The following is a 22,349-nucleotide window of genomic DNA, read 5'->3' on the forward strand; positions in this document are numbered from 1 at the left end:
GCCATGAACAACTCGGTTACGAACACTGCCCGGTTGCTCTGGGCCGGCCTGCGCGCCCTCCTGGTGCTGACCGTGGTGACGGGCATCCTCTACCCGCTGGCCATCACCGGCGTCGCCCAGGGGATCTTCCCCGGCAAGGCGAACGGCTCCGAGATCAAGGCGGACGGCAAGGTCGTCGGCTCCTCGCTCATCGGCCAGGCGTACAACCTGCCGCTCAAGAAGGGCCAGGAGACCCCCGAGCCCGACCTGAAGTGGTTCCAGGGGCGCCCGCAGAACGGTCTGGGCACCAACAGCGTCAACACCCAGTACAAGCTGATCCTGTCCGGCGCCACGAACCGGTCCGGTGACAACGCCGACCTGATCAAGTGGGTCAAGGACGCCAAGGCGGCGGTCATCAAGGACAACTCGGTGAACGGCTATACGGTCAAGCCGTCCGACGTGCCCGCCGACGCGGTCACCTCCTCGGGCTCCGGCCTGGACCCGGACATCTCCCCGGAGTACGCCGACATCCAGGTCCACCGGATCGCCGAGAAGAACGGCCTGTCCGTCGCCCGGGTCCAGAAGCTCGTGGACGAGCACACCGACGGCCGCGTCCTCGGCTTCATGGGCGAGCCCACCGTCAACGTCCTCGAACTCAACATCGCGCTCAAGGAACTCGTGGCGAAGAGCTGATGGCCTTACGCGACCCGGGCAGGAGTTGGCGGGCCTGGAGGCATTCCCGATCCGCCAACTCCCGCGGCCCTGACACGGGTTCCGCACCCTCTGGCTCTCCGTGCAACAGGAAAGGCGCACACCGATGACCCGGGTACTGGTCGTAGAGGACGACCCCCAGCTGGTACGGGCGCTCGTCATCAACATGCAGGCACGGCAGTACGGCGTCGACGCGGCCCCCGACGGCGCCACCGCGCTCCGGCTCGCCGCCGCCCGCCGGCCCGATGTGGTCCTCCTCGATCTGGGGCTGCCGGACATGGACGGCACGGACGTCATCAGGGCCCTGCGCGGCTGGACCAAGGTCCCGATCCTGGTGCTGTCCGCCCGCCGGGCCTCCGACGAGAAGATCGCCGCGCTCGACGCGGGCGCCGACGACTACATCACCAAGCCGTTCAGCATGGACGAACTCCTCGCCCGGCTGCGCGCCGCGGTCCGCCGCACGGAGACCGTGCCGCTCACTCCCGAGACCACGCTGGTCACCACGGACGACTTCACCATCGATCTGCTGGCCAAGAAGGCCATCCGGGCCGGCCGCGATGTGCGCCTCACCCCCACCGAGTGGCATCTGCTGGAAATCCTGGTCTGCAACCCCGGCCGGCTCATCACGCAGAAGCACCTGCTGCAGGAGGTGTGGGGTGCTTCCCAGAGCAACAAGACCAACTATCTGCGCGTGTACATGGCCCAGCTGCGGCGCAAGCTGGAGGCGGACCCGGCCCACCCCCGCTACCTGATCACCGAACCGGGCATGGGCTACCGCTTCGAGAGCTGACCCGCTCCCGACCGTTCTGACCGCATACGTACTGCGACGTAGAGACGAGACCATGGCACGCGGCAAGTTTCGGATATACCTCGGCGCGGCACCGGGCGTCGGCAAGACGTACGCGATGCTGTCCGAGGCGCACCGCCGTGTCGAGCGGGGCACCGACTGTGTGGTCGCCTTCCTGGAACACCACAACCGGCCCCGCACCGAGGTCATGCTCCACGGCCTGGAGCAGATCCCCCGCAAGGAGCTGGAATACCGGGGGAGCGTCTTCACCGAGATGGATGTCGACGCGGTCCTGGCCCGGCACCCCCAGGTGGCTCTCGTCGACGAACTCGCCCACACCAACATCCCCGGCTCCCGCAACGCCAAGCGCTGGCAGGACGTCGAGGAACTGCTCGCGGCCGGGATCGACGTGATCTCGACGGTCAACATCCAGCATCTGGAGTCGCTGGGGGACACCGTCGAGTCGATCACCGGGGTGCGGCAGCAGGAGACCGTCCCCGACGAGGTCGTCCGGCGGGCGGACCAGATCGAGCTGGTCGACATGTCGCCGCAGGCGCTGCGCCGGCGGATGGCGCACGGCAACATCTACAAGGCCGACAAGGTCGACGCGGCCCTGTCCAACTACTTCCGTCCGGGCAATCTGACCGCGCTGCGGGAGCTGGCGCTGCTCTGGGTGGCCGACCGGGTCGACGCGTATCTGACCGAGTACCGCAGCGAACACCGGGTGTCGAAGATCTGGGGCTCGCGTGAGCGGATCGTGGTCGGTCTGACCGGTGGCCCCGAGGGCCGCACGCTGATCCGCCGTGCCGCCCGGCTCGCCGAGAAGGGCGCGGGCGGCGAGGTGCTGGCCGTCTACATCGCCCGCAGCGACGGACTGACCACCGCCTCGCCCAAGGAACTGGCCGTCCAGCGCACGCTGGTGGAGGACATGGGCGGCACCTTCCACCACGTCATCGGCGACGACGTGTCGTCGGCTCTGCTGGACTTCGCGCGGGGGGTCAACGCCACCCAGATAGTCCTCGGCGTCTCGCGGCGCAGGGGATGGCAGTACGTCTTCGGGCCCGGTGTCGGCGCCACGGTCGCCCGGGAGTCGGGCCCCGACCTCGACGTCCACCTGATCACCCACGACGAGGTGGGCAAGGGCCGCGGGTTGCCGGTTGCGCGAGGTGCGCGGCTCGGCCGTCCGAGGATCATCTGGGGCTGGCTGACCGGGGTGGTCGGCCCGACGCTGCTCACACTGCTGCTGACCAACGTCGACGCCGAACTCGGTCTCGCCAACGACATGCTGCTGTTCCTGACGCTGACCGTGGCGGCGGCCCTGCTCGGTGGCCTGCTCCCGGCGCTGGCCTCGGCGGCCTTCGGGTCGTTGCTGCTGAACTACTACTTCACCCCGCCCCTGCACCGCCTCATCATCGCCGATCCCAAGAACCTCGTCGCCCTGGTGGTCTTCTTCGCCGTGGCGGTGTCGGTGGCCTCCGTGGTGGACCTGGCCGCCCGTCGTACGCATCAGGCGGCCCGGCTGCGCGCCGAGTCGGAGATTCTCTCCTTCCTGGCGGGCAGCGTGCTGCGCGGCGAGACCAGCCTGGAGGCCCTGCTGGAGCGGATGCGGGAGACCTTCGGCATGGAGTCGGTCGCCCTGCTGGAGCGGGAGAGCGACGTGGCCCCGTGGACCTGCGCGGGCAGCGTGGGCCCACAGCCCTGCCAATACCCCGAGGACGCGGACGTGGACATGCCGGTCGGCGACCACATGGCCCTCGCGCTGTCCGGCAGGGTGCTGCCCGCCTCCGACCGCCGGATCCTCGCCGCGTTCGCCGCCCAGGCCGCCGTGGTCCTGGACCGCCAGCGCCTGCAGTCCGAGGCCGACCAGGCCAAGGAACTCGCCGAGGGCAACCGCATCCGCACCGCCCTGCTCGCCGCCGTCAGCCACGACCTGCGCACCCCGCTCGCCGGCATCAAGGCCGCGGTCACCTCCCTGCGCTCGGACGACGTCGAATGGTCGCAGGAGGACCAGGCCGAACTCCTGGAGGCCATCGAGGAGGGCGCCGACCGCCTCGACCACCTGGTGGGCAACCTGCTCGACATGTCCCGGCTGCAGACCGGCACCGTCGCCCCGCTGATCCGCGAGATCGACCTCGACGAGGTGGTGCCCATGGCCTTGGGCGGTGTACCCGAGGACAGCGTGGAGCTGGACATCCCGGAGACCTTGCCGATGGTCGCCGTCGACCCGGGCCTGCTGGAGCGGTCGGTGGCCAACCTGGTCGAGAACGCGGTCAAGTACAGCCCCGCCCGCGAGCGCGTCCTGGTGGCTGCCAGCGCCATGGCCGACCGGGTGGAGGTGCGGGTAGTGGACCGCGGACCGGGCGTCCCGGACGAGGCCAAGGAGCGCATCTTCGAGCCGTTCCAGCGCTACGGCGACGCCCCGCGCGGCGCCGGCGTGGGCCTCGGCCTCGCGGTCGCCCGCGGCTTCGCCGAAGCCATGGGCGGCACCCTCGACGCCGAGGACACCCCCGGCGGCGGCCTCACCATGGTCCTCACCGTCCCGGCCGCGTCCGACCGCCGACCGCTCCCCTCCGGCCTTCCGGCGACCGCCACCTCCTAGGAACGTCAACATCCCGCCAGTACAGGCCAGTACGGCGTGGAGTCCCCTCAGGGCCATCGCGCCCGAGTGGAAGCGGGTATGGCCCCGATTTCGTGTGGTCGGTGGGAGAGCGCTCCACCCCGTCGGCGGAGGCCGATCGGCGCTCCAGCATGCTGCCGGTTGCCGGCTCCCTGGTCACCAACCAGTTCCGCGCCTACGACCTGATGCGGATGTTCGGCCGCGAGGGGCACCTGACGCCGTTGGGGCAGGCGTTCGCCGAGTACGGGCGCACCGCCAAGACCCGCACCTGCTGCCGTCGTCGATCCCGTGGACGACACTCCGGTGACAGATGAGCAACCAGCTCACCGTCCAGGAGTCTCGCCACAACCCCTGCCACGGCAAGCAGGGCACCATCCACGAGGCATACCGGGAGGGGATGGAGGACCAGCTGGGCGGCCGGCTTCTCGCCTGGGAGGCTGGTGTGCCGGCGTACGGCGCCGCCGCCGCCGTACGGATGATCACGCCGGCCGAACGGCTGCGGATGGGGGCGCGATTTCCAGCCGACGATGTCGGCGGCCCGGGCCCGGCGGGCGCCTGAGGACGCGGACGGGGCGGCGTACGCCGACGCGGTGTCGGAGTACGCCGCCCTCGGGCGGGACGAGTTGCGGGAGGCAGCCCGCGCGGTTGTCTCGGCTACTTCGGGTCGCGGTTGAAGACCGCCTTCGACCAGTAGTAGCCGATTACCGCGAGACCGAGGCACCAGACAGTGGCGAGCCACCCGTTGTGGCCGATCTCGGTGCCGAGCAGCAGGCCGCGCAGGGTCTCGATGGCCGGCGTGAACGGCTGGTACTCGGCGATCGGCTGGAACCAGCCCGGCATCGCGTCGATCGGCACGAAGGCGCTCGAGATGAACGGCAGGAAGATCAGCGGCAGCGCGTTGTTGCTGGCCGCCTCGGCGTTCGGGCTGACCAGGCCCATCCCGATGGCGATCCAGGTGAGCGCCAGGGCGACCAGCGCGAGCAGCCCGAAAGCCGCCAGCCACTCCAGGGCCGTGGCGTTGGTGGACCGGAAGCCGATGGCCACCGCGACGGCGCCCACGAGGACCACACTCATGACCGACTGCAGCACGCTGCCGATGACGTGCCCGATGAGCACCGAACCGCGGTGGATCGCCAGGGTGCGGAAGCGGGCGATGATGCCCTCGCTCATGTCCATGGAAACGGACACTGCGGTCCCGACCACGGTGCCACCGATGGTCATCATCAGGATGCCCGGGACGAGGTAGGCGATGTACTCGGAGCGGTCGGCGCCGCCGCCACCGATGCCGGCGCTCATCACGTCGCCGAAGATGTAGACGAAGAGCAGCAGCAGGACGACTGGCGTGAGCAGCAGGTTCAGGGTGAGGGACGGGTAGCGCCGCGCATGCAGGAGGTTGCGGCGCAGCATCGTGTTCGAGTCGCGGACGGCGAGGGAGAGGGCGCTCATCGGACGTTCTCCTGGGGCTGGTTCGGCTGGGTGGGGACGGTGGCTGGGCCGGTCAGGGCGAAGAACACGTCGTCGAGGTCGGGGGTGTGCACGGTCAGCTCGTCGGCCTCGATGCCGGCCGAGTCCAGCCAGTCGAGGATGGAGCGCAGCTCGCGCTGGCTGCCGTCGCTGGGGATCTGCAGCGACAGCGCCTCGTCGATGGGGGTCCCCCCGCTCGAGCGGAGCCGAGAGTGGGGGAGGGTCACCTCGCGCAGAGCGGAGGCCGCCGACTGGTACGCGGACGGGTCGGAGAAGCGCAGCCGCACGTGCCCGCCCGGGATGAGCCGCTTCAGCTCCTCGGCGCTCCCCTCGGCGGCGATCTTGCCGTCGTGGAGCACCGCGATGCGGTCCGCGAGCTCGTCGGCCTCCTCCAGGTACTGGGTGGTGAGGAAGACGGTGACGCCGTCGGAGACGAGCTCGCGGATGATCTGCCACATGTTGTGGCGGGAGCGGGGGTCGAGGCCGGTGGTGGGCTCGTCGAGGAAGATGATCCGCGGATCGCCGACCAGCGTCATGGCGATGTCGAGGCGGCGCTTCATGCCGCCGGAGTAGGTGGACACGGGCTTCTTCGCGGCCTCCACCAGGTCGAAGCGCTCGAGGAGTTCGGCGGCGGTGCGGCGGCCCTCGCCGCGGGAGAGGTGGTGCAGGTCCGCCATGAGGAGCATGTTCTCCTCGCCGGTGATCAGTCCGTCGACGGCGGAGAACTGCCCGGTGACGCCGATCGCGGCGCGCACGGCCTGCGGGTGGGTGGCCAGGTCGTGGCCGCCGACGTGCAGTTCGCCGGCGTCGGCGGTGATGAGGGTGGAGAGGATCTTGACGGCGGTGGTCTTGCCGGCGCCGTTCGGCCCGAGCAGCGCGAACACGGACCCGGCCGGGATACGCAGATCGATGCCGTCGAGGACGGTCTTGCCGCCGTACGACTTGCGCAGACCGACGGCGGAGACGGCGGCCGGGGACAGCTGACCATTCCCCTGTCTGGTCGTGGGCATGACAGATGAAGGCATGGAGCCCTCCCGTTCGAAGGGTGAAGTGACTGGGGTGAGGGGGTGAGTTGCGGCGCCGGTGCTCAGACTTTGGCGCGGAGGACGTCGATGTTGCCCCAGTTGGTCCGTGCGTGGACCTTGACGGTGTCCTCGGTCTGCTCCGGGGCCTCGGACGTGGCGAGCGCGTTGCGTACCTGCCCGCGGTTGGAGCTGACGTCGAGCCAGGCGGCGGTACCTTCGCGGATGCCGATCTCGATGGAGCCGTTGGAGGTCTCCAACTGGACGGTGCCGCGAGCGACTTCGGCGACGCGAAGGAGGCCGTTGGTGGTGGTGCCGGTGACCGACGACTCGGCGCGTGCAATGTCGATGGCGCCGTTGGCGCCGTTCACCCGCAGCTCGCCGGTCACCGCGCCGACGGTCGTGGCACCGTGCGAGTTCTTCAGGACGGCGGGGCCGTCGACGAGGCCGACGCGCACGTCGCCGGTGCTGCTGGTGATCTCGGCCAGGCCCTCGACCCGGTCGACGATGGTCGAACCGTGCGACACCTTCAGTTGCAGCGGGCCGGTGGCTTCGAGGCGGACGTCGCCGGCCGAGGTCTTCACGCGGACTTCGCCGAGCCGGCCCTCGCCGAGCACCCTGGCCGCGGCACCGGTCACGTCGATGTTCGAGCCCGTGGGCAGTTCCACCGTCACGTCGACGGTGCCGCCGCGCCCGAGCAGATTGGCCTTGGGCGTGGTGACGGTCAGGACGCCGCTCGCGTAGGCGACCTCGGTCTGGTCGGCCGTCCGTACGTCCAGGTCCTTCTTCGGGTCGCGGGGCCGCACCTCGACGACGGTGTCGAGGCGGTCGCCCGCGGTGAACTGGATGGAACCGGCGTACACGTAGGCGGTGGCCGAAATCGGTTGGGGAGTGTCGAAAGAAGGCATGGCTGTCCCGTCCTCTTGAGTCTTCAGGTCGTCCCCGCTGGTGGGACGTGGTGTGTGTGGTGCGGGCGGGGCGCGGCTAGCGCACCCAGCCCGTGATGCTCCGTCCGACGGTCTGGGCCTTCTCTGTCGCACGCGGCCGGGTGGCGCCGTCGACCGCGGCCGACACGGTGCGGACCAGCCACGCGTTGACCGACAGGCCCTCGCGGGCAGCGGCCTCCTCGGCGCGCGCCTTGAGGTGGGCCGGCAGGCGCAGGTTGACGCGGGCGGTGCCGCCCTCGTCGCCGTCGGCCGGGGCCGGGGTGTTGAGTGGTTCGGCGGGCGCGGCCGGTTCCGCGGGGGCGCCGCCGTAGGTGGGCGGCGGTGTCACCACGAAGTCGGGGTCGAGCCCGCGCAGCCGTACGTCGACCGAGCCGGGGGCGAGTTCGCGGGTGATCTCGTCCATCGCGGCGGAGAGCATGTTGAGCATGGTCAGCCGGGTCGCCGACTCCAGGGGAGCGGTGAGCCTCTCGGCCAGCTCGCGGGCTTCGTCTCCACCGGCTTCGGCGGCCACCGCGAGTTCGTGGCGGAGGGTGTCGACATACGGGGTGAGGTCCATAACGCCATCATGGCACCATCGTGACGCCATTCGCAAGTTCTGAGTGGTGAGCCTTATGTGGGGTGAGGTCGAGAGTGGCCGTCTGAACTGCGAAAACAGGAAGGCGTGACCTGAGTCATTGTGGCGCCATGCGTGCTCATGTCCACTTTGGAGGGCGGGATAGCGTCGAGTGGCGCCGGATGGCGCTGTGTGGCGCCACTCGGTGCCATGAATGTTGATGCTAGAACCCAAGCGTCCGCCACTGGTCCACTTTTCAGCCGTCGCCGACACTCGCCCCGAATCCGTCGTGTACCTGGTCGGAATGAAGAGCTGCCCATCGGCCGGCTCTCCGAGCAGATGCGGGATGTGGACGCTCGTCTGGCCCGGCTCGTGGAATGTCAACCGGCGCCGAGCAGCGGAGGCGACCTGCTGTGCGGAGTCAGTCCCGTCGAGCGTTCCTCGGGACGCCGGCAGTACCGTCGCCTCAACCCGCGGCGGCGACCGTCAGGCAAATGCCGCGCTCCATCGCATCGTGTTCACCCGCCTGCGGGTCGACCCGCGCACTCAGGACTACTACGAGCGCCGGATCAAGGAGGGCAAGACCCGTCGCGAAATCGTCCGTTGCCTCAAGCGCTACGCTGCTCGGGAGGTCTTCCACCTGGTCAAACAGCTACAGCCAGGATCCCGCTCATAGGGGCTGTGGTACCGGAGAACTCTTGCTGCCGCGCCGTCAGGAGGCCTTGGGGGTCCCGGTTCGTCTCCTTCCTCGTTCGCCGCGTGCCGCGCGGAGTACGGCGGCGCCGAACAGGAAGACGGCCAGCGCTGCGGCCGGGAGCCCCAGGGCGCCGCGCTCGACCGGGCCGGCGGCGAGACCCAGCAGACCGAGCACACAGGCCGCGTAGCCGACGGAGGTCGCGAGGGCGCGCGGCCCGGGGCGGCCGAGCGCTCGAGGCGTCCACGGACTGCGCGAGGAAACAGCACCGCGTTGTTCGATGCGGCCGACGACGGCCACCAACGCGGCGAGCACCAACAGGAGCAGGACCAGCCACGGCAGTTTCCACAGCAGCCAGGCGCCTGTCCGGCCAGGGGGTTCGGGCAGCGGGAACAGACCGAAGGCGTACACGGCACCGGCGACGAGCACGAACGCGCTCATGTGCCACAGCAGCACGGTCAGGATCACCGAGTTCACGGCGATCACGGCCATCCATGGCCCGAGCCGTCGCAGCCACCGGCTCCCCGCGTCGCGCAGCAACAGCACCAGCCCGAGCTGAGCCGTTGCCAACGCGAGCAGCGCGAGGGTCGGCGGCGAGAGGTTGCGGAACGATGTGCCTGGGACGTCGACCATGCTGACCGGGTAGGGGCCGGCCACCGTCAGCAGCACCGCCACCGCGGCGCCGCCCACCAGCAGCGGCACGGCCACCCTGGGCCGGACCGGCAGCGTCCCGTCCTGCCAGGCGAAGCCGATCTGGTGCACCGCCAGCCAGGCGAACAGGTAATTGCCCAGTTGCGGCGCCGACGCGTCGAACACCAGCCGCACCACGTCGCCCGCGGCGACCAGCCCCACCAGTACCAGCGGCACGACCAGCCCGACCCTCCGGTGCAGGCGGTGCATGAGCGGCGTCAGGAAAACCACCACGAGATAGACGAGCAGGAACCACAACGGGAGCGAGGCCAGCCACACAGCCCGGCCCACCTGAACCGGGTCGACACCGGCCAGCTGGGCGACCAGTGCGGCGGCAAGTGTCACCAGCAGCACGGTCGTCGGTGGCACGAGCCGCGCGCTGCGGTCCAGCAACCAGTCCCCGGCGTCCCCGCCCCCACGGGTGCGTGACGTCAGCGAGGCGGCGTTGGCGAACCCGCCCACCAGGAAGAACACCGGCATCACCTGGAGCAGCCAGGTGATCGGGCGGCCCCACGGCAGCACTTCGAGCGCGCTGAAGCCGTCCAGGTCGTCGGCCCCGCCGGTGACCACGATGACCGTCCAGTGACCGAGCACCACGATGACGATGGCCAGCGCCCGCAGCAGGTCGATGTAGCGTTCCCGCTCCGGCGGTGTGCCCTCCGCGAGCTCGCGCAGGCCGTGCATGCGGCCATCATAGGAAGGGCAACCGACGGCGATCGGTGACCCGCCCGGGCAGCTGGGTGGGACGGCAAGCGGGCCTCGCGGTGCTTGAGCTGCGGGGGACTGTCGGCCATCTACGGTGATCTGATGCGACTTGTCCCTTGGTGGGCGTTGTTCTCGTCCGGATGCGCGCCGGTCATTCTGGTGGCCGGGTGGGCCATCGCGGCGCTGCTTGAGGGGTCCGCCTATGACTCGGCCACGCAGACGATCAGCGTCCTGGCTACCTACGGAGCCGCGGGATTCTGGGTGATGACCGCCGCGCTGCTCGCCGTCGGCGTCTGTCACTTGGTCACCGCCTGGGGACTGCGCGCGGCCACGCGCGCCGGTCGCATGGCGCTTGCGGGCGGCGGACTGTCGGCCCTGGCGGTGGTGTTGGTACCGGCGCCGAGCAGCGGAGGCGACCTGCGCCATGGTTCTGTCGCCGCGGTCGGCTTCGCCCTCCTCGCGGTGTGGCCGGTCCTCGCCGCGCAGCGTGATGGAGCCGCCCCATGGGGCCTCCGGCCCACGCCCTCACTGCTCGCGACCGCTCTGATGGGCGTGGCCGCCGCCTGGTTTCTGTTCGAGGTGCGTCATCAGGGAGTCATCGGTGTCGCGGAACGCCTGGTGACGTTCATGCAGTCGCTCTGGCCCTTCGTGGTCGTCGTCTCCTGCCTCCGCCATCCCCGACAGCGACGGCTGACGGCTGAACACACATGATCAGGCCCAGGCAGCACGATCCACGAGTTCCTGAATGAATCGGATGGACCGGTCAGATCGTCGCCGACACGGTAAATCGGATCCCCTGGATGCCCAGAATGCGGCACGAGCGGTCTTGAGCGGGCGGGCGCGCGCCCGGGCCAAAGCGGGCGACGGGCCGGTGCAGATCGCGGGAACGTACAAACTCACGAAGGCGTCGGCCGTCAAAGCGCGTACGCAGGCCATCACCGCTGACCCCGCCTTGTGGGAAGAACTGGCCGGACTGGGCAATGCCGAACTCTTCCGTACCTGCACGGTTCGCCGATGTCAGCGGTCACGAGGAGGTCGGCGAGGAATCGGTGCTGCAGGCCACTCGGATCACGCTGGGTCTGCTTGCTCACCGGATCGGCCGGCTCTCCGAGCAGATCCGCAAGGCGGACGCTCGTCTGGCCCGGCTCGTGGAATGTCATGCCCCGCAGCTGCCCAGTTGCTGTCGGCGGGCGGCCGATGCGGCCGCAGTGACTTGGTCGATCGGGGCCTGGGCAGGCGGTTCCCGGGAGCGGTGCAGGAATCCTGCCCGAGCAGCCGACCCGCCGCACGACGGCACGCCCCGGTGCGAAATACTCTCCCGATGAGTTCACGCACTTCCCCGACCAGCCAGCCGATCACGATACGGAGGGCCGTTGCGCGGGATGCCAAACGGCTCACGCGGCTCGTGCGTGGCTCAGGCGCCTACGCGGGTAAGTACGCAGCCGCAGTCGCGGGCTACCGGGTCGGGCCTGATTACATCGAGGCCCACCGCGCCTTTGTGGCCGTCGGTGCCGACGAGCATGGAGGCCGGGTCCTCGGGTTCTACTCGCTCGTCCTCGCTCCACCGGAGCTCGACCTGCTGTTCGTCGCCGACGAAGCGCAAGGACGGGGTATTGGACGGCTGCTCGTCGCGCACATGCAGTCCGAGGCCCGTGCCGCCGGGCTCGACCGTGTCAAGGTCGTGTCGCATCTTCCCGCCGAGGACTTCTACCACCGCGCAGGTGCAGTGCGGATCGGGACAGCGCTCGCGAACCCGCCCGCCGTGCCGTGGGACCGTCCCGAATTCGAGTTTCGCGTTTCTTCGGAATGACGCGGTGTGCCGGTTCGCAGGGCACCCGGCTTCGCCTGCATGGTGGCCGGCATGCAGAGCCGCTGGACGCCGCGCGTTCCGTGTGTGCCGTCCCCTCTGCCCTGGCGGGGGAACGCCTGCACCAGCGGTTGGGGGAGGTGGAGTATGGCCCATCCGGGGGACGAGTGAAGCGGCAGCCCGGGGACGATGTCAGTGCCCTGTGCAACGCTGTCAGGCCGACGGTAAGGGGGCGGATGAACGAGCCGATCAGCGAAGAAGCCGAGACGATCCGCAGAATGGCCATGTCCCGAGTGCGTGCCAGGAGTTCCGCCAACTCAGTTACGCGGAGCGGCATCTGTTACTGGAGATGATGTCCGGCCCGCCTGGCTTGAACCAGTGCCGTCCGCACTTCGGCGGATGCGTGTGCGGGTCATCTCCGATGAGGCTGCCTACAACGCCGTATGCGACACACTGCTGGAGCGTGAAGCAGCGGGCAGGCACGAGGTCCGCCGTGAAACGACGACAGAGCGCCGTGAACGGCTTGACCGCCGGACATGCGTACGACGGTCCAGGTTGGCACGGCTACCGTCGGCTGCTCGTCTGGGCCTGCAAGCTGGGGACGGTGCGCCGGGCCGGTGTGGAGGGCACCGGCACCTTCGGAGCGGGTCTGTCCCGCTATCTGCCGGCTCAGCAGGTCCAGGTGTATGAGGTGAACCGGCCCGACCGCGCTCCTCGCCTACGGTGGGCAGATGGCACCGCTGGTCCTCGGCATCGCGGCCATCGGCTGGTCCCGCGTCGCGCTCCGTGACCACACTCCCGCCCAGACGGTCGTCGGTGCCCTCCTCGGAGGGCTGGCAGCCGCTGTTGCATTCAGTGCGATGAGCTGAGCACCCCCCAGTTGATGAGCTGGCCGACGTATCCGTCGTCGTCCCACACCAGGGTGACCCTTCGGTGCAGGGAGCGGACCAGGCAGTCCACGGCCACGTGCCCTTTGAGGTCCGCCACCTTCTTCCCGCCGTCCTGGCTTTGCCTGTCGGGGCACTAGTCCGTCGGCGCCGAAGGTGTCGGCCGCTCGCAGTGACTGCGATTCGACGATCACCGCCGTCGGCGTGCGGTTGCAGGCGTACGCTACTGGGCAAATGGGACTTAATTGTTTAAACTTTGTAATTCGGGCGTAAGCTAGATGGAGTGGTCGGATCCGGCGTCCGATCTGCCCGGGAGGCCCGCAGTGAGTGGCCGTCGGCAGTCTTGGGAGGGCGCGGGCGGATCACATAGGCGCCAGGAGGAAGATTTCTCGATGACCGGGCCCGATGACCCGCGCACCGCGGCGGCCCGGGTGTTCGCCGAGGGCGGCGCGTTCGGCGAGCTTCTGGCAGGGATCGACTGGGCGGCGACGCCGCTCGGGCCCCCCGTCTCCTGGCCGGGTCCCCTGGTGGACACCCTGCGTCTCATGCTCACCTCTGAGCATGGGATGGCTCTGTACTGGGGGGCCGAATTCGCCACGCTTTACAACCTGGGCTCCGTACCCATTGTCGGCGCCAAACACCCCTGGGCGCTCGGCAGACCCTATAAGGAGGTGTTCCCCGAGGTCTGGGCTCACCCCGTGAGCTCCCACTTCCACTATGTGACCGGCACCCGCAAGCCCCTGCTGGTCCCGAATGAGCTGCTCATCATGGAGCGCCACGGCTTTTTGGAGCAGTGCTACTTCGACTCCGCCTTCCAGCCCGTGCTGCTGGACGACGGCACCGCCGGCGGCGTGCTGCAGATCCTCACCGAGACCACCGGCCGGGTACTGGGCGAGCGCCGGCTGCGCCTGCTGAGCGAAACCGGCACGCGCACGGCCGGGCTGCCCACCCCGGGCGAGGTCGCCCGCGTGGTCGCCGACGTGGCCGACTCCTACCCCGAAGAGATCCCGTTCCTGGGCCTGTACCTGGCCTCCGAGCCGGGGCTACAGCGGCTGGCGGCCTCCGCCGGGCTCCGGTCGGCGCCCGAGACCGTCTCGCTGAGTGCGGCCGACGGGTCGGAGGTGGCGGCCCGGCTGGCGCAGGTGGTCGCCGACGGTGCCCCGGCCACACTGCGGGCCGTCGCGTTCACCGGCGGCAGCACGGCCGGGCAGCACGCCGCGGCCTCCCGGATTCCGGTCGAGCAGGCGCTCGCCCTTCCGCTGCACTGCGCGGGCCAGGTGGAGGGTGTCCTGGTGGTGGGCGTCAACCCCTGCTTCCCCCCGGCCGGGGCCTACCACGACTTCCTGGAGGTGCTCGCCTCCGCCGTGGCCGGGGCGCTGTCGGCCGCGCTCGTCCACGACGAGCAGCGCCGGCGGGCGGAAGCGCTGGCCGAGCTGGACCGGGCCAAGACCACCTTCTTCGCCAACGTCAGCCACGAGTTCCGCACCCCGCTCACCCTGCTCCTCGGCCCGCTCCAGCAGGCCCTGGCCGACGAGGACCGGCCCGAGCGGCGCGAGCAGCTGGAGCTTGCCGAGCGCGGCGCCCTGCGCCTGCTGAAGCAGGTCAACACCCTCCTGGACGTCGCCAGAGCCGAGGCAGGGCAGATGCGCCCGGCCCTCGAACCGGTCGACCTCGCCAGTGCCACGGCCGAGCTGGCCGGGGTGTTCCGCTCCGCCTTCGAGGCGGCCGGACTGACGCTGGAGGTGGACTGCCCGCCGCTGCCCAAGCCGGTGCCCCTGGACCGGGAGATGTGGGAAAAGATCATCCTCAACCTGCTCAGCAACGCCCTGAAGTTCACCTTCACCGGCGGCGCCCGGGTGCAGATGGCCGCAGCCGGAGACCGGGCCCGGCTGACCGTGACCGACACCGGCACCGGCATCCCCGAGCACGAGCTGCCGCGCCTGTTCGAGCGCTTCCACCGGGTCCGCGGCGCCCGCTCCCGCTCCCACGAGGGCAGCGGCCTCGGCCTGGTGCTGGTGAAGGACCTGGTGGAAGCGCACGGCGGCACCGTCGGCGTGGACAGCCGGCCAGGCCAGGGCACCACCGTCACCGTGGACCTCCCCTTCGCCGCCGCCCACCGGCCCCGCCCTGCCCCGCCCGCAGCTGTCGGATCCCCCGGGAACACCCCCAGGGAAGGCGGAGGCCGCCGGCCCGGCCGAGCCGCGGCCTATGTGGACGAGGCACTGGGCTGGCTGACGGCTGACCCCCTCCCCGCCGCAGCCACCCCGGCGGCACGCACCCCGCACGCCCCCGCGAACCACGATGCCTCCCATGGCGCCGACCCGCACGAAACCGACCGCCCCCACCGGGCCCGCCTGCTGGTCGTCGACGACAACGCCGACATGCGCGCCTACCTCACCCAGCTCCTGCAGCCCGACTACGACGTGCTGCTCGCCCCCGACGGCCGGGCCGCCCTGGAGACGGCCCTGGCGCAGCCGGTGGAACTGGTGCTCAGCGACGTGATGATGCCCCACATGGACGGCTTCGAGCTGGTCCGGGCGCTGCGCGCCGACCCGCGCACCGCCCGCCTGCCCATCGTCTTGCTCACCGCCCGCGCCGGCGAGGAGGAATCCGTGCAGGGCCGGCACGCCGGCGCCGACGACTACCTGGCCAAACCGTTCTCCGCGCGCCAGCTGCTGGCGCGAGTCCGCACCGGGTTGGAACTGTCCCGGGCGCGCGAACAGGTCCTGACCGAGACCCGCAACCGGCTGGCCGTGCTGGCCTCCCTGGCCGACGCGGGCCTGCGGCTGTCCGCCACCCTCGACCCGGACCAGATACTGCAGACTGCCGGCCAGATCCTGCTGCCCGACTTCGCCGACCAGATCAGCATCCACCTCACCGCCGGGACACCCGCCCCGGCGCAGTCGCCTCCTGCATACATTGCCGGCACCCCTCTCCTTGACCGCGAGGCCCTGGCCGCCGCCGCCACCCACGCGATCAACGGCACCGCCCCAGCCCCAGCCGGCCCGCACCAGGCGCCCGCCGCCGTGCTGGCCCTGCCGCTGCACGCCCACGACCAGACGCTGGGGGCCCTGGTACTGGTCCGGCACACCGGCGGCTACTCCGCGGTCGAACACAAGTATCTGGAGAACCTCGCCCACCGCCTGGCCCTGGCCTACGACAATGCCGCCCGTTACCACAACGAGCGCCGCCTCGCCCTGACCCTGCAGCGCGCCCTGCTGCCCCACCGTCTGCCCCAGGTGCCCGGCGTGCGCGTGGCCACCCACTACCGGGCCAGTGACCGCGGCGCCGAGGTCGGCGGCGACTGGTACGACGTGCTCGCCCTGCCCGACGGCGCAGTGGGACTGGCCATCGGCGACGTCATGGGCCACGACGTGGAGGCCGCCACCATGATGGGCCAACTCCGTTCCGCCCTGCACAGCCTCGCACTGGAGGGCGCCGGCCCGGCCCAGGTGCTGACCAGGCTGGACGCCTACGTGCAGTCGCTCGCCACCGACCGCTTCGCCACCTGCCTCTACGCGGTCTACGACCGCCACCGCCACCGCCTGCGCTACGCCGCCAGCGGGCACCTGCCGCCCCTGCTGGTAGCAGCCGACACCGCCTACCTGGAACTGCCCCCGGCGCTGCCGCTGGGACTGGGCAGCACCCCAGTCGACCGCGAGGTGGCGTTCCCGCCCGGCACCAGCCTGCTGCTGTACACCGACGGATTGGTGGAGAACCGGGCGCTGTCCCTGGACGACGGCCTGACGGCCCTGCGCCAGACCTGCGGCGCGCTGCCCGCCGCCGCCCGCCCCGACCCCCAGAAGATCATCGAACGGGCCCTGGAACGGCTGAACACCCCTGACCGGGTCGACGATGACGCCGCCCTGCTCGCCGCCACCGCCGAACCATCGTGTCGAACCGGCGACCCGCAGACGGACGCAAGTGCCATACAACCGACCGCTACTGCTCCTGGTCATCGCTGAGGAAGCTTCGGATTAGCCAATTCACTGCGACCGAACTGCCTTCATTGCCAACGGAGTCGCGGATCCTAGAGGCCGGCCGGGCGCGCGACGGTCATCGGTCCTGCGATAGGCGCAGAAGGTGCTGGGTGTGGCTCGGCGATCCCACCCTGGCCGATCCGGACACCGTGCCTGACATGTACCAGATGGATTCCCCCGAGTGGGCGGGTGACGGTCTGACCATCTCCGTGCCGGCCAACTACCAGTCGGTGCTCGACAACCTCATGGACCTGACCCACGAGGAGTTCGTGCACAGCACGAGCATCGGCCAGGCGGAGCTGAGCGAGTCCGAATTCGACGTCACGCACGACGACGGCACGGTCACCGTCAGCCGTTGGATGCGCGACATCGAGGCACCGCCGTTCTGGTTGAAGAACATGAGGGACAAGTTCCCCGGTTTCCGGGGCCGCGTCGACCGTTGGCAGATCATCCGCTACGAAGCCCCCGCGACCATTCGCATCGACGTGGGCGTGGCGAAGGCCGGCACCGGAGCGCCGGAGGGAGACCGAAGCCAGGGCGTCAACGGCTACGTCATGAACACCATCTCGCCGGAGACGGACCGGTCCTGCACCTACTTCTGGGCGTTCATGCGCAACTACTGCCTGGACAGTCAGCTCCTCACCACCCAGACCAGGGACGGCGTTTCGAAGGTCTTCACGGAGGACGAAGCCATGCTGACTGCCCAACAGACGGCCATCGACGCCAACCCCGACTACGAGTTCTACAGCCTCAACATCGACGCCGGCGGCATGTGGGTCCGCCGTCTCATCGAGCGCATGCTCGCGGCCGAACAGCTCATCGCCGCCGTTTCCTGACCACTCCACCGAGACACGAGGCAGAACCATGGCGGCAGAGAACCAGCCCAGGTGGCAGACCGGACGGGTCGTCGAGGCAGCCCCCGTCGCCACCGGCATTCAGCGCATAGTCCTTCAGACACAGAATCCGCACCGAGCCGCACCCGGCTCCCATGTGGACGTCGTCGTCAACACCGGCGGGCGCTCGGACACCCGCTCGTACTCCGTGGTCGCGTTGGCCCAGCCGCCATGACCATCACGAAATATTTCCGCCACAGCCGCTTTCCAAGAATCGCCATCAGCGTTGCGGACACCCACTTCGACACCGCTGTAGTCCGGGATCCGTTGGTCATAGCGATCCGTTCCAGAGCTCCCCTGAAAGCCAGCGGCCCCGCGAGTAGCTCAGCTCCAGGGGTAGAGCGAGGCCCAGGTTGCGGTGGCAGACCAAGTGGCCCAGTGTGATCCGGGCAGTGAACTGGCCGGTACGCGACTCCGCCTGCCACCGCGCTGGCGAAGTTCCCGGCCTGGGTGAAGAAACTCGGCGAACTCATGATGTGGACTCCCTGTGGAGGGGCCGGCACGCGGGTCCTACGAGGTGGGAGCTGATGGCCCAAACTGGGCTGCCGCGCGCACGCTGGGGCTGAGCGGGCTCAGCCGCCGCTGGCGAGCTCCCGGGCCCGGGCCACGACCTCGGGCGTCGCCGTGGCCAGGGAGCCGCTGTCGTACGGCGGCTGGGGGTCGTACTCGGTGAGGAGCTGAATGGCCCGGGCGGTGAGTTCGTCGCTCAGCAACGCGCACAGCCCCAAGGCCAGGTCGATACCGGCGGAGATCCCGGCCGAGGTGATGATCTTGTCGTGCCGGACGACGCGTTCCGCGGTGTAGGTGGCGCCGAACGTCTCCAGGGGGTGATGCCCAGCCGGTCCTCGACACCGCGTTCACCGGCGTCGAGGACCGGCTGGGCATCACGGCCGCGTGCCGGCTGACCGGCCGCTCCAGGGCCACCCACTACCGTCGGCTCAAGCCCCCGGCACCCCGCGCACTCCGCTCCCACGTCCAGGCGCAGCCCTCGGCTCTGACGGGCCAAGAGCGGGCAGCTGTACTGAAGTTGATGAACAGCGCCGAGTACGCGGAGCTGCCGCCGGCGCAGATCTGGGCCCGTGAGCTGGATGCCGGCCGCTATCACTGCTCCATCTCCACGATGTACCGGATCCTGCGCGAGCACGGCCAGGCCGGCGAGCGGCGCCGTCAGGCCACCCACCCGGCCAGGGCGGTGCCCGAACTGGTGGCAACCGCCCCCTGCCAGGTGTTCACCTGGGACATCACCAAGGCAGCCGGACCGGTCAAGGGCATCTGGTACCACGCCTACGTCGTCATCGACATCTTCAGCCGCTACATCGTCGGGCACACCGTGGAGCGCGCCGAATCAGCCGAGCGTGCCGAGGAGTTGATCCGGGAGACCATCGAACTGGGCGGCATCATGCCCGAGACCGTCCACGCCGACCGGGGCACCTCCATGACGTCCAAGAAGGTCTCCCAGCTGCTGATCGACCTCGGTGTCACCCGCAGCCATTCCCGGCCAAAGGTCTCCAACGACAACCCCTACAGTGAGGCCCAGTTCAAGACCACCAAGTACATGTCCGACTACCCCGACCGGTTCGATTCCCTGGCGCACGCCCGCGAGTGGTTCGACGCGTTCACGTCGTACTACAACCATGAGCACCGGCACTCGGGTATCGGCTGGCACACACCTGCGAGTGTCCACTACGGCACCGCCGAAGAGGTCCGCGACCAGCGCGCCGTCACCCTCGCCGCGGCCTACACCAGCCACCCCGAACGCTTCGGCCGCCGCCCCACACCACCCGAAATACCCCGGCAAGCATGGATCAACGACCCCGCCAAACGCAGAGAACCCACACCACAGAACTCATAGCATCACAAACGTCTCACTGGACTTGAAATCTTCCGACTTCCCCGCTCTGGTCAACGGCCTCGACCTCCTGGTGAGTGCCGTCGGCTCACTGTCCGGTGACGACGGGCAGCCGGGACCGCGCGATATGAAGTACGCGGTCCTGCACCTCCAGGCTGCGACTGAGACGCTGCTGAAGGCCCGGCTGGAGATGCACGATCCGGCGCTGGTGTGGACAAAGGTGGAGCTGTTCGACCAGCGCAAGCACGAGGCCGGTGACTTCAAAAGCTGCGGCGTCAAAACAGCGATCGAACGTCTGCGTGACACTATGCGGATCGAGAGCACGATCGATCCGGAGGACGCTGGCCTCAGGGCCCTGGGCAGCCGCCGCAACCGGATCATGCACTTCGGGTTGAAGGACACGGTCCTCGCCGTACAGGCGCGCACCGTTCCCGTACTCGATTTGCTGGTCGGCTTCATCAACACCGACATCCTGCTCCAGGTCCACGAGACCGATGAGGCATGGTCGGTTGAGCAGCACATGGAGCAGGTACGCGACGGTTTCAAGCACCTCACGGACTTCCTCGCCCTGCGCATGGAGACCCTGCGCAGTCGGTTGGACGGCTATGAGAGCTCGACGGCCTCGTGCCGCTCCTGCGGTCAGTTCACCGTCGTACTCGACGCAGGAGCCCAGGATCTCGCCTGCCTCCTGTGCGCGAGGCAGTACGGCACCGGCGAGGATGCCGCGTGGGAGTTCATCGGCTCCAGCAAGCACGTCAGCATCACCGACGGAGGCGGCGACCTCAACGGCTGTAGCAGCTGCGGCGCCTACTCCGTGATCAGCACTCCGTTGGCCAGCTCGCCCGGAGAGGACTCCTGGATTTGCTTCGACTGCGGATCCACGTACGAAGGCGTCTGCACCTTCTGTGACCAGGCCGCCGAACTCGTCCCGGACATGGACATGTGTGGCGACTGCTACGAGATCCGCCTGGCCAACTTCTGAGGGTGTAGTCGGAGGTCAGGGTACGGCGATCCGATTGACCCGATCCGGGAATCGGCCAGGGGTGCGTCTTACACCACCGGTGCTCGCGACCAAGGACCTGGTGGTGACCCACGACCAGATCCGGGCTGGGCACACCCTCCTCCTTCACGCGCACTCTATGTGCTTAGTTCAACTACAGCCCGTACCTGTAAGGGTGAGGTTCGGGCGCCCTGCCGACCGCCTCGACGCATGGGGGAGCGGCGGCCGTCTTCGTGCTGTTCGCCGTCCTGGTCCACCTGCTGACCTGGGCCCACGGCCATCTTCCGGCCGGCGGGCAACACCGACAGCATCGCATTGGCTGCCGGCCCTTCGTGTGCTCAGCCGCCGGCGCGGCCCCGGAGGCATGCCGCAGGTCGGCGGGGAAGAGGTGCGGGATGCCTTGTGTAGCAGGTGCTTAGAAGGCACGTGCTCTATCCACGTCGCCCCCTGGACCTGCTGATCAACCGGGCCAGTCGGGCGGCGCCCCGCAACTCATCCCGGTGCTCGAACGCGTTCGCGTCGCTCGTCCCACGGCGCGTCGGCCGGACTCACCGCGTTGCGGCATTACGGCGACGGGTTGCTGAAATCCGCCTACGTCGACCCCGACACCGGAACCACCGTGCGGGATCCCGGCGGTAACGACATCGACCTGTACCAGGGGTAAGTCGAAGCCCGGCGCCGGTGTGTTAGGCGAATGGTCACCAGGACGACATCGCTCAATCAGGGATCCGCCGGACAGAACCTGGGGCGCCCGTACGCCGTCCCGCGCGCTCCACGGCCGGGACGCCCGCGCCCGGTTCGATTCGCTCTGCAAGCGCGCGGACGCCGGTGAACTGGTCCTGCCGGGCGACCCGCCCCAGACCGTCACCGCCCAGGACCTCCAGACCCTCGCCTTGGCGTACACCTACGACCCGGCCTCCTGGTTCGAGTTCGCCTGGACCCTCACCGAGGTGGACGCCGCCGTCCCCGGGGCGGCCCGTGCCCTGCGGAAGCACGGGGAGCGGACGGCGTTCCCGTTCTACCCGGTGATGTGTCAGGAGTACGACTTCGCCGTCCCGTCGTACGCCCCCTCGCCCCCGTCCCCGCTTCAGCACCCTCGGCCGGACGGTCCAGACCGGCTGCCAGGACTGGCCGACGAGAAGGTGACCAACCCCCAGCGCAGGCTCAGCATCGACGCGGCCCGTCAGATCGGCCGCGAGGCCGTGTTCCTCACGTACGACGGTGTCGGCTACGGCGACTGCTGGCTGAGCCCGTGCGCGCGTGGGCGGTATGGCCGACCGGGCCCTCGCCCAACGGCAGTCCCCGACCGGCGACCTCATCAACCGCTGCCCGAGCTGCTGGGCACGGGCACGTACCGGTGAACCCCGGAGCGACCCGGCCCTGAGCGACGGGCGATCCGAGACCGCCGCGCTTGCAAACGACGGCGCTCGCGAACGGCGGTACTGGCCTTTCAGATCAGCCCTCCGTGGAATCAGTGGCGATCGGGGGTCGCCGCCTCGCGTGTGCAGGGCAGAGCACCGACGGGTGCCGGCATCTGGCCTGTGCGGCGACCCCCGATCAGTAACTTAGGAAGGACCGCTTAGCCAGTCCAAGATGTGTTTCGCCATGACGTCATGGCCGGCGAGGCATAACTGAAGATGGGATCAGTCGCACCGGCGAGCGAGCCCCACCGACCCGAAGTGACGTACGTGCTGCGGGAGTTCGTCAGTTGGCTAACCCAGGCACCTTTGATACGTTGCCCGCATTCCGCCATCCCATCGACCG

Annotated in this window: 18 protein-coding genes and 3 pseudogenes; 14 read left to right on the forward strand and 7 right to left on the reverse strand. The window is 69.5% G+C overall.

The genetic code is table 11. From position 1 onward, the window contains the following. Positions 1 to 3 precede the first annotated feature (3 nt). From Q4V64_RS42830 to Q4V64_RS55635, 4 genes and pseudogenes are all read left to right on the forward strand, one after another. Positions 4 to 672, forward strand: a complete 669-nt coding sequence (locus tag Q4V64_RS42830; protein ID WP_124444627.1) for a potassium-transporting ATPase subunit C — start codon at positions 4 to 6, stop codon at positions 670 to 672. 124 nt (positions 673 to 796) lie between these two features. After that, positions 797 to 1,480, forward strand: coding sequence for a response regulator (locus Q4V64_RS42835; protein ID WP_124444628.1), 684 nt, complete (start codon positions 797 to 799; stop codon positions 1,478 to 1,480). 52 nt (positions 1,481 to 1,532) lie between these two features. Beyond that, positions 1,533 to 4,076 carry an ATP-binding protein gene (locus Q4V64_RS42840; protein ID WP_124444629.1) on the forward strand — a complete coding sequence of 848 codons (2,544 nt, stop codon included), beginning with the start codon at positions 1,533 to 1,535 and terminating at the stop codon, positions 4,074 to 4,076. A gap of 149 nt (positions 4,077 to 4,225) precedes the next feature. Then, a pseudogene (locus Q4V64_RS55635) lies at positions 4,226 to 4,509 on the forward strand (Tn3 family transposase); the annotation flags it as partial. A gap of 239 nt (positions 4,510 to 4,748) precedes the next feature. Here the strand turns inward: Q4V64_RS55635 and Q4V64_RS42855 are convergent. From Q4V64_RS42855 to Q4V64_RS42870, 4 genes are all read right to left on the reverse strand, one after another. Next, positions 4,749 to 5,540: an ABC transporter permease gene (locus tag Q4V64_RS42855; RefSeq protein ID WP_124444630.1), complete on the reverse strand. Its 792-nt coding sequence runs from the start codon at positions 5,538 to 5,540 to the stop codon at positions 4,749 to 4,751. Continuing rightward, the gene (locus Q4V64_RS42860) at positions 5,537 to 6,568 is read right to left on the reverse strand and encodes an ATP-binding cassette domain-containing protein (protein ID WP_303714198.1); all 1,032 of its coding nucleotides are present in this window, start codon (positions 6,566 to 6,568) and stop codon (positions 5,537 to 5,539) included. The genes Q4V64_RS42855 and Q4V64_RS42860 overlap by 4 nt, the downstream gene beginning before the upstream one ends. A gap of 77 nt (positions 6,569 to 6,645) precedes the next feature. Next, a complete protein-coding gene (locus tag Q4V64_RS42865; RefSeq protein ID WP_124443622.1) occupies positions 6,646 to 7,488 on the reverse strand; it encodes a DUF4097 family beta strand repeat-containing protein in 843 nt (280 codons plus the stop codon). A 76-nt stretch (positions 7,489 to 7,564) separates the two neighbouring features. Next, on the reverse strand, positions 7,565 to 8,083 hold the full coding sequence (locus Q4V64_RS42870; RefSeq protein ID WP_124443621.1) for a toxin-antitoxin system HicB family antitoxin: 519 nt from the start codon (positions 8,081 to 8,083) through the stop codon (positions 7,565 to 7,567). Between the two features lie 405 nt (positions 8,084 to 8,488). On the opposite strand from Q4V64_RS42870, the pseudogene Q4V64_RS42875 reads away from it, so the two are divergent. Next, positions 8,489 to 8,756 (forward strand): annotated as a pseudogene (locus tag Q4V64_RS42875) (transposase); the annotation flags it as partial. A gap of 36 nt (positions 8,757 to 8,792) precedes the next feature. Here Q4V64_RS42875 and Q4V64_RS42880 read toward each other — a convergent pair. Then, complete coding sequence (locus Q4V64_RS42880; RefSeq protein ID WP_124443620.1) at positions 8,793 to 10,148, reverse strand: acyltransferase; 1,356 nt, start codon at positions 10,146 to 10,148, stop codon at positions 8,793 to 8,795. A 123-nt stretch (positions 10,149 to 10,271) separates the two neighbouring features. Between Q4V64_RS42880 and Q4V64_RS42885 the strand changes: the two genes are divergently transcribed. The 3 genes from Q4V64_RS42885 to Q4V64_RS42895 all read left to right on the forward strand — a co-directional run bounded on the left by Q4V64_RS42885 (position 10,272) and on the right by Q4V64_RS42895 (position 12,845). Next, complete coding sequence (locus tag Q4V64_RS42885) at positions 10,272 to 10,880, forward strand: DUF998 domain-containing protein (protein ID WP_124443619.1); 609 nt, start codon at positions 10,272 to 10,274, stop codon at positions 10,878 to 10,880. 610 nt (positions 10,881 to 11,490) lie between these two features. Beyond that, entirely contained in the window at positions 11,491 to 11,979 is a 489-nt protein-coding gene (locus Q4V64_RS42890) for a GNAT family N-acetyltransferase (protein WP_172629474.1), read from the forward strand. 728 nt (positions 11,980 to 12,707) lie between these two features. After that, entirely contained in the window at positions 12,708 to 12,845 is a 138-nt protein-coding gene (locus Q4V64_RS42895) for a phosphatase PAP2 family protein (RefSeq protein ID WP_124443618.1), read from the forward strand. On the opposite strand, the gene Q4V64_RS42900 is transcribed toward Q4V64_RS42895, so the two are convergent. After that, positions 12,829 to 12,963: a hypothetical protein gene (locus tag Q4V64_RS42900; protein WP_301184579.1), complete on the reverse strand. Its 135-nt coding sequence runs from the start codon at positions 12,961 to 12,963 to the stop codon at positions 12,829 to 12,831. The genes Q4V64_RS42895 and Q4V64_RS42900 overlap by 17 nt on opposite strands. Positions 12,964 to 13,255: 292 nt before the next feature. On the opposite strand from Q4V64_RS42900, the gene Q4V64_RS42905 reads away from it, so the two are divergent. From Q4V64_RS42905 to Q4V64_RS42915, 3 genes are all read left to right on the forward strand, one after another. Continuing rightward, positions 13,256 to 16,828: a SpoIIE family protein phosphatase gene (locus Q4V64_RS42905; protein WP_124443617.1), complete on the forward strand. Its 3,573-nt coding sequence runs from the start codon at positions 13,256 to 13,258 to the stop codon at positions 16,826 to 16,828. 173 nt (positions 16,829 to 17,001) lie between these two features. After that, positions 17,002 to 17,679, forward strand: a complete 678-nt coding sequence (locus tag Q4V64_RS42910) for an RHO alpha subunit C-terminal catalytic domain-containing protein (RefSeq protein WP_216377684.1) — start codon at positions 17,002 to 17,004, stop codon at positions 17,677 to 17,679. Between the two features lie 28 nt (positions 17,680 to 17,707). After that, positions 17,708 to 17,911 (forward strand): hypothetical protein, encoded by a 204-nt coding sequence (locus Q4V64_RS42915; RefSeq protein ID WP_124443616.1) that lies wholly within the window; start codon positions 17,708 to 17,710, stop codon positions 17,909 to 17,911. 397 nt (positions 17,912 to 18,308) lie between these two features. On the opposite strand, the pseudogene Q4V64_RS55640 reads toward Q4V64_RS42915, so the two are convergent. Further along, a pseudogene (locus Q4V64_RS55640) lies at positions 18,309 to 18,560 on the reverse strand (DJ-1/PfpI family protein); the annotation flags it as partial. 53 nt (positions 18,561 to 18,613) lie between these two features. Between Q4V64_RS55640 and Q4V64_RS42925 the strand changes: the two are divergent. From Q4V64_RS42925 to Q4V64_RS42935, 3 genes are all read left to right on the forward strand, one after another. After that, positions 18,614 to 19,588 carry an IS3 family transposase gene (locus tag Q4V64_RS42925; RefSeq protein ID WP_124443615.1) on the forward strand — a complete coding sequence of 325 codons (975 nt, stop codon included), beginning with the start codon at positions 18,614 to 18,616 and terminating at the stop codon, positions 19,586 to 19,588. Between the two features lie 22 nt (positions 19,589 to 19,610). Further along, positions 19,611 to 20,567, forward strand: a complete 957-nt coding sequence (locus Q4V64_RS42930) for a hypothetical protein (RefSeq protein ID WP_124443614.1) — start codon at positions 19,611 to 19,613, stop codon at positions 20,565 to 20,567. Positions 20,568 to 21,268: 701 nt separating this feature from the next. Then, the gene (locus Q4V64_RS42935) at positions 21,269 to 21,946 is read left to right on the forward strand and encodes a hypothetical protein (RefSeq protein WP_124443613.1); all 678 of its coding nucleotides are present in this window, start codon (positions 21,269 to 21,271) and stop codon (positions 21,944 to 21,946) included. The last annotated feature ends 403 nt before the right edge of the window (positions 21,947 to 22,349 follow it).

The sequence above is a fragment of the Streptomyces sp. NL15-2K genome, from assembly GCF_030551255.1.
Lineage (GTDB): Bacteria > Actinomycetota > Actinomycetes > Streptomycetales > Streptomycetaceae > Streptomyces.